General features: G+C 54.7%; 6 protein-coding genes. 2 read left to right on the top strand and 4 right to left on the bottom strand.

Going from position 1 to position 4,562, the window contains the following annotated elements; genetic code table 11:
• Positions 1–500: 500 nt before the first annotated feature.
• Both NDI65_RS22090 and rdfA read right to left on the bottom strand, forming a co-directional pair.
• Positions 501–875 carry a type IV pilin gene (locus NDI65_RS22090; RefSeq protein WP_119712978.1) on the bottom strand — a complete coding sequence of 125 codons (375 nt, stop codon included), beginning with the start codon at positions 873–875 and terminating at the stop codon, positions 501–503.
• Between the two features lie 101 nt (positions 876–976).
• Positions 977–1,582: a rod-determining factor RdfA gene (gene rdfA / locus NDI65_RS22085; RefSeq protein WP_119712979.1), complete on the bottom strand. Its 606-nt coding sequence runs from the start codon at positions 1,580–1,582 to the stop codon at positions 977–979.
• Between the two features lie 255 nt (positions 1,583–1,837).
• On the opposite strand from rdfA, the gene NDI65_RS22080 reads away from it, so the two are divergent.
• Together NDI65_RS22080 and NDI65_RS22075 are read left to right on the top strand one after the other, a co-directional pair.
• The gene (locus NDI65_RS22080; RefSeq protein WP_119712980.1) at positions 1,838–2,146 is read left to right on the top strand and encodes a hypothetical protein; all 309 of its coding nucleotides are present in this window, start codon (positions 1,838–1,840) and stop codon (positions 2,144–2,146) included.
• On the top strand, positions 2,143–2,439 hold the full coding sequence (locus NDI65_RS22075) for a hypothetical protein (protein WP_119712981.1): 297 nt from the start codon (positions 2,143–2,145) through the stop codon (positions 2,437–2,439). The genes NDI65_RS22080 and NDI65_RS22075 overlap by 4 nt, the downstream gene beginning before the upstream one ends.
• Before the next feature lie 104 nt (positions 2,440–2,543).
• On the opposite strand, the gene NDI65_RS22070 is transcribed toward NDI65_RS22075, so the two are convergent.
• The gene (locus NDI65_RS22070; protein WP_119712982.1) at positions 2,544–3,308 is read right to left on the bottom strand and encodes a hypothetical protein; all 765 of its coding nucleotides are present in this window, start codon (positions 3,306–3,308) and stop codon (positions 2,544–2,546) included.
• Between the two features lie 58 nt (positions 3,309–3,366).
• A complete protein-coding gene (artA, locus tag NDI65_RS22065; protein ID WP_119712996.1) occupies positions 3,367–4,272 on the bottom strand; it encodes an archaeosortase A in 906 nt (301 codons plus the stop codon).
• Positions 4,273–4,562: the final 290 nt, after the last annotated feature.

The following is a 4,562-nucleotide window of genomic DNA, read 5'->3' as shown; positions in this document are numbered from 1 at the left end:
TCAAGGTCAGAGGCCGTAAGAACGGTGTCTGGATGGTATAAACACATCATCAACACCCATCCAGACGCTTCCTGAGGATCTAACCACGACAGTCGTGGCGATCAGTTGACGTGATGGGAACTACCGACTGTGCTCGTCTCTGTTCCGTTGTTCTTGGCTACTCAGATTGGACTTGCTGGCGCTGCCCCCGGATTCGCAGCAGTTCGAGGCGCTGCGACTGAGCAAACCAGCCAGCGCCTCGGAACAGGACTCGTTGTCCTCTCGCTGGCTCCGTTTGCCGGCGCACACATAATCCGGGGAACTACTATCGGGGGCATGGCTGGCTTCGCGAGCTTCATCCTCGCTGGTACTCTCATCGTGTACACTGCAATACTCTCATATCCGTTCTATCGACTCGGTCGAGCCGTTCAATAAGCACATCTCTCTAACACCGTTTCACTGGATAGTAGAGTGAAAACAATTCGTTGGGAACGATTCTATGACACGCTGTACTGCTATTGCTATATCTCCCAACTCGCTAGCAGTGAGCGATCTCCGAGCCCGCCGGTCCAGTAGAGGCGGACCACTTGTTGGCGGTCTCCCCTAACGACGCCGGAATCTCCCTGGCTGATGAGTCCGGACCACGTTACGCGTCGTTCGAATCCATCCACCGTCACAATAAGTTCCGACGCCGGGACTGGCTCCCCGCTGTCGTGTGTAATCTGGACGTGTGTGGCGTTCGTACGGGTGAGCGCCCAATCCACTTCTGGCTCGTCTGCCGACCGTTGTGACGGCACGTTCATTGCAGCAAGAATGAGGATTCCAACGCTTACGATGATGAACATCACGAGGATGATGCCGATGAGATCCAGGATCCGCTCGCCGTCGTCAATCATTACAGCCTTTAGGTGGGGGGAATCGCCATCGCGTACTTCTATCCGGCCTACCGTGAAATATCGTCATAACGCTTGTGCTTGGGGGAGTTTGTCGATGTCCGTTACTGGGAGAGAGTACCGCCGCAGCGACACCGACCGCTGTCGAGCAGCTCTCGCAGCCGGTATGAATCACCACAGTTCTCGCACGTCACACGCACCGACATGACAAGGTCGAGTTTTCCAGTCTTGAGTTTTTCACCTCTCCGGAGCTGTTCGAGCGTCTCGGCGATGACCGCCTCACTCCGTGATTGCAACCGGCGAATGCGGGTGTCGGCATCCGACGCGTCGAGTGTCTTTCGCGCGCCAGTATCTACGTCAAGTGCCTCTCGAAGATGTTTGCGGACGGTTTGATAGGTTACGAAATCACTCTCGAGCTTGTCGACATCGATTCCAGCCTGTTCGAGTCGACTTCTGATTTCAGCGCGCTTTCCCTCACTCACGTCATCTCCTGCCAGTATGTGATAGACACTTTCGACGCCGTCGAGGAGAACGATATCCGTGTCCTCCAGTACACGGTCTAACATCCGCATGTTCACGTATGATTCGAGATCACGAAGACTGGCCCCTCGCTCCTGATGCCGGTGGTAGAGTTCCTCGTCCAAATCGGTGAGCCCGTACTCCTCGGCTTTTCGGTCGACCTTGCAGCCGCAGTCGTTGAAGCGTTGCATGCCTGTTTATCGAGTCCCGAACTCGTCATCATCGGGGAGACTCGTTCTGATTTGATCGACCAGGATGGTTGGGTGCCTCATTATATCAGTATCGTAGTCTCCGAGAAAGCAAAAACGGTGGGATTGATCGATACAGCCATATGCCGAATGTGTACCCGTGGGGTTGTATATCTTATCTGTCGAGGGTCTACCACTATTGATCCCGAAGCAGAGAGCACCAATACACATATGCGGATACGTAACCGTTCACCACGTATGAGTGTCGATCCATCCCCCGCGGTCGTGCTCGCCCTCGGTGGACTCGTGGGTGTGATTTCCATCGGATTAGCTGTCCTCGCGTATCACGAGTTCAAAGACTCAAATTACCGCCGGATGTTGCTTCCAGTGCTAGCAGCCACAGTGGTCTTCACCGTCTCTCACGGGCTGCTGTATTTCTGGCCCCAACACCCGCCGATTGTCAACGCGCTCGAACCGCTGTCCTACACTGTGCTAGCACTCGGTGTCTTCCGGCTCGTCACCCTCCATCCCGACATAGCCGTGGTTGCACGCGGTGATCGCAGATGATCGTGGACATGTTTGAGCTGTATGAAGGGTTGGTCGGCCTTGGAATACTGGCGGGAATCGCATTCGTCCTGCATTCGGATCGTTTCCTCGTGATTCATCGTGGATTCCTCCTGATAATCGCTGCCGGGACAGGGCTATCGATCACGGCACAACTGGCGTTCTTATTCTACTGGCCAAGCGGACTTCAGGTGGCACATCTCCTGTTCATCCTTTCGATAGCAGCGGGACTGTATTCGCTGATTGCTGCCCGGCACGAGACGTTGCCGTCCATCAAACGTCTCTCCGGACCATGATTTGAGAAAGACAACCGTCTCGCTGACCCGGTGATTGTTTCCCAATACGGCTGTCGACCATCTTTTTCAAGGCGAGAATCCCGACGTTTTCGGTGAGGTGGATATCACGCTAATAATTCGGGGATGAGATCGGCCAGAAGGTTACCCGCGACTCCCAATACCAGCACCGATGCGACAACCTGCGAAACCGCGTGAAAGTGCTGTCCACGAGCTGTAGAGACACGAAACAGAGCGCCTGCCCCGCCGCCGATGAGGGTCATTGTGGCAACAATCGTGACCCCATACACCACTACGACTCCGGGCAGAAGGGCCACATCCGTCTCCGCCAGTGCAACCGAGGTGAACGCAAGCATCGATACCGGCGGCGATAGGGTAAACAACGCACCGACGAAGCCGATCTTGAGATACTCAAGGACCCCGTGGCTGTGCGAGTGTTCTCCGAGGTCTTCGACATGATTCCTGTGATGATTTGTACGGGTACGGATTGATAGTGGCAGATGCAGGTGGTAGTGTGCGTGTGATTCGTCACTGTGGTCATGAGCATGCCTGTGTATGAGCTTCCGAGTGCCTGTGATTCCAAGGTAGAGACTCAAAAGCGATAACACGATTCCGACAAGCAATAGCCCAAACTGTTCAAATATGGGAGGGAATGCCGTCGTTCCGAGCAGTACGTATGCGAGTACGATCCAAATGACGACGAGTGCCACATGACCGGCAGCAAAACACCCGCCGACGAGTGCCGAGAGTTTCGGATCACCCCGTTCGTGGGTCAGTGCAGTGATACCAGCGACGTGATCGGGCTCGATTCCGTGCGTGATACCGAGAATTCCGGCCGTTAGTAATAGCCCTGCTCCGGTTGTGAAATCCATCGTAGAGATGGAAACCGTACGGGAACATAAAACATCCCGTCGGCCCACGAAGCTGGCCTCAATCGAATGCTTGACGGATTTGGTATTCGTTCCCGGTCGCGATGTACGCGACATCCTCAACGACTTCGAACAGCTCCGGGACGACGCGAAGGAGTGCCCAGACTAAGCCAACGAGCACGACAACGGAAAGGCTCTGTGAGATGATCCGATCAGAGACGAAATACGATACCAAGTACGGGTCAGAAGCTCCAAACAGAAAGAGGATTTCCTGAACGTAGACCTGGAACCACTGCTTGCCGAACGCCACAGCGATGAACGCAACGCGAAGGATATTTGCGAGATAAATCACAGGGATCGCGATTGCAGCGGCATGGAGTTTGCGTGAAAGAGAGGCGTTGGTTGACGTGATGAGTCCAGAGACGACAGACATGCTTCCGATTCCTGTACAGGCGAGAATGACACTCACTTCGATACGATGACTGTTCGGAAGGACAAATCGGAAGGTGTTCTGATAGCCGAGATCTCCCGCAACAATAGCGGGCGAGTATCCAAGCACCGTGAGGAGCCACTCGGCATTGTTCGTAGTCGCCTCAATGAGCCACTCTTGCAACGGCGCAACCGTGAGGAATGGCACGTAGATGAGTCCCATGAGAGCAATCGACTGGGTAAGCGTGGAGAGGTCCCGTTTTTCAGTCCCGACGAGATACGCCGTATACAAGCTCGCAGGAACGGCGGCGGCACTCAGGAAGCCTTCAATGTAGCTTTTCTGCACGAAGGCGAAGTGGGGGACGAGAAGTAGCCAGAAGATGGCGAAGAGAAGCCACGCACCAGTTGCCGCGTGTCGAGGCTTGAGAACTGGCAGGTCCTTTCCAAAGGGTGAGCGCTTGTGAACGAGTGTTGCGATGACGAAGCTCGCGATAACGATCCACGCGAACGGATCAGTAACCACTGGAACGCCGGGGATAGCACCACCTAAATGACCTGGCATCGTTGGCAGATTGGAGTCTCTACGGGTAGCTTATAGACCTTTCCGTCAACGACGTTCCTTTTCCTTAGGAAGTGTCCCGACCCCTCTCCGTACTCTATAGACAGAGCAAGCCGACTGCCTCGGGGTCATTTAAGAAAACTCTGCTCTGTAGGATCGCTAGACTGCGGCAGGGCGACTCCGTTATCTCGGTAGAAAGCGAAGCGGCAGATTGTCTTGAGTTCGGAATTCCGCCGCCTCACCCGAGTTACGGTTGCTACTGCTAAAAC

It is taken from the genome of Haloferax sp. S2CR25, from assembly GCF_031624535.1.
GTDB lineage: Archaea > Halobacteriota > Halobacteria > Halobacteriales > Haloferacaceae > Haloferax > Haloferax massiliensis.
This window is presented reverse-complemented; position numbering and strand designations above follow the sequence as displayed.

Bases quoted from the DNA above. Each gene is read 5' to 3' on its own strand.
- NDI65_RS22090 (WP_119712978.1), bottom strand. From the start codon at position 875: ATGATTGACGACGGCGAGCGGATCCTGGATCTCATCGGCATCATCCTC.
- rdfA (WP_119712979.1), bottom strand. From the start codon at position 1,582: ATGCAACGCTTCAACGACTGCGGCTGCAAGGTCGACCGAAAAGCCGAG.
- NDI65_RS22080 (WP_119712980.1), top strand. From the start codon at position 1,838: ATGAGTGTCGATCCATCCCCCGCGGTCGTGCTCGCCCTCGGTGGACTC.
- NDI65_RS22075 (WP_119712981.1), top strand. From the start codon at position 2,143: ATGATCGTGGACATGTTTGAGCTGTATGAAGGGTTGGTCGGCCTTGGA.
- NDI65_RS22070 (WP_119712982.1), bottom strand. From the start codon at position 3,308: ATGGATTTCACAACCGGAGCAGGGCTATTACTAACGGCCGGAATTCTC.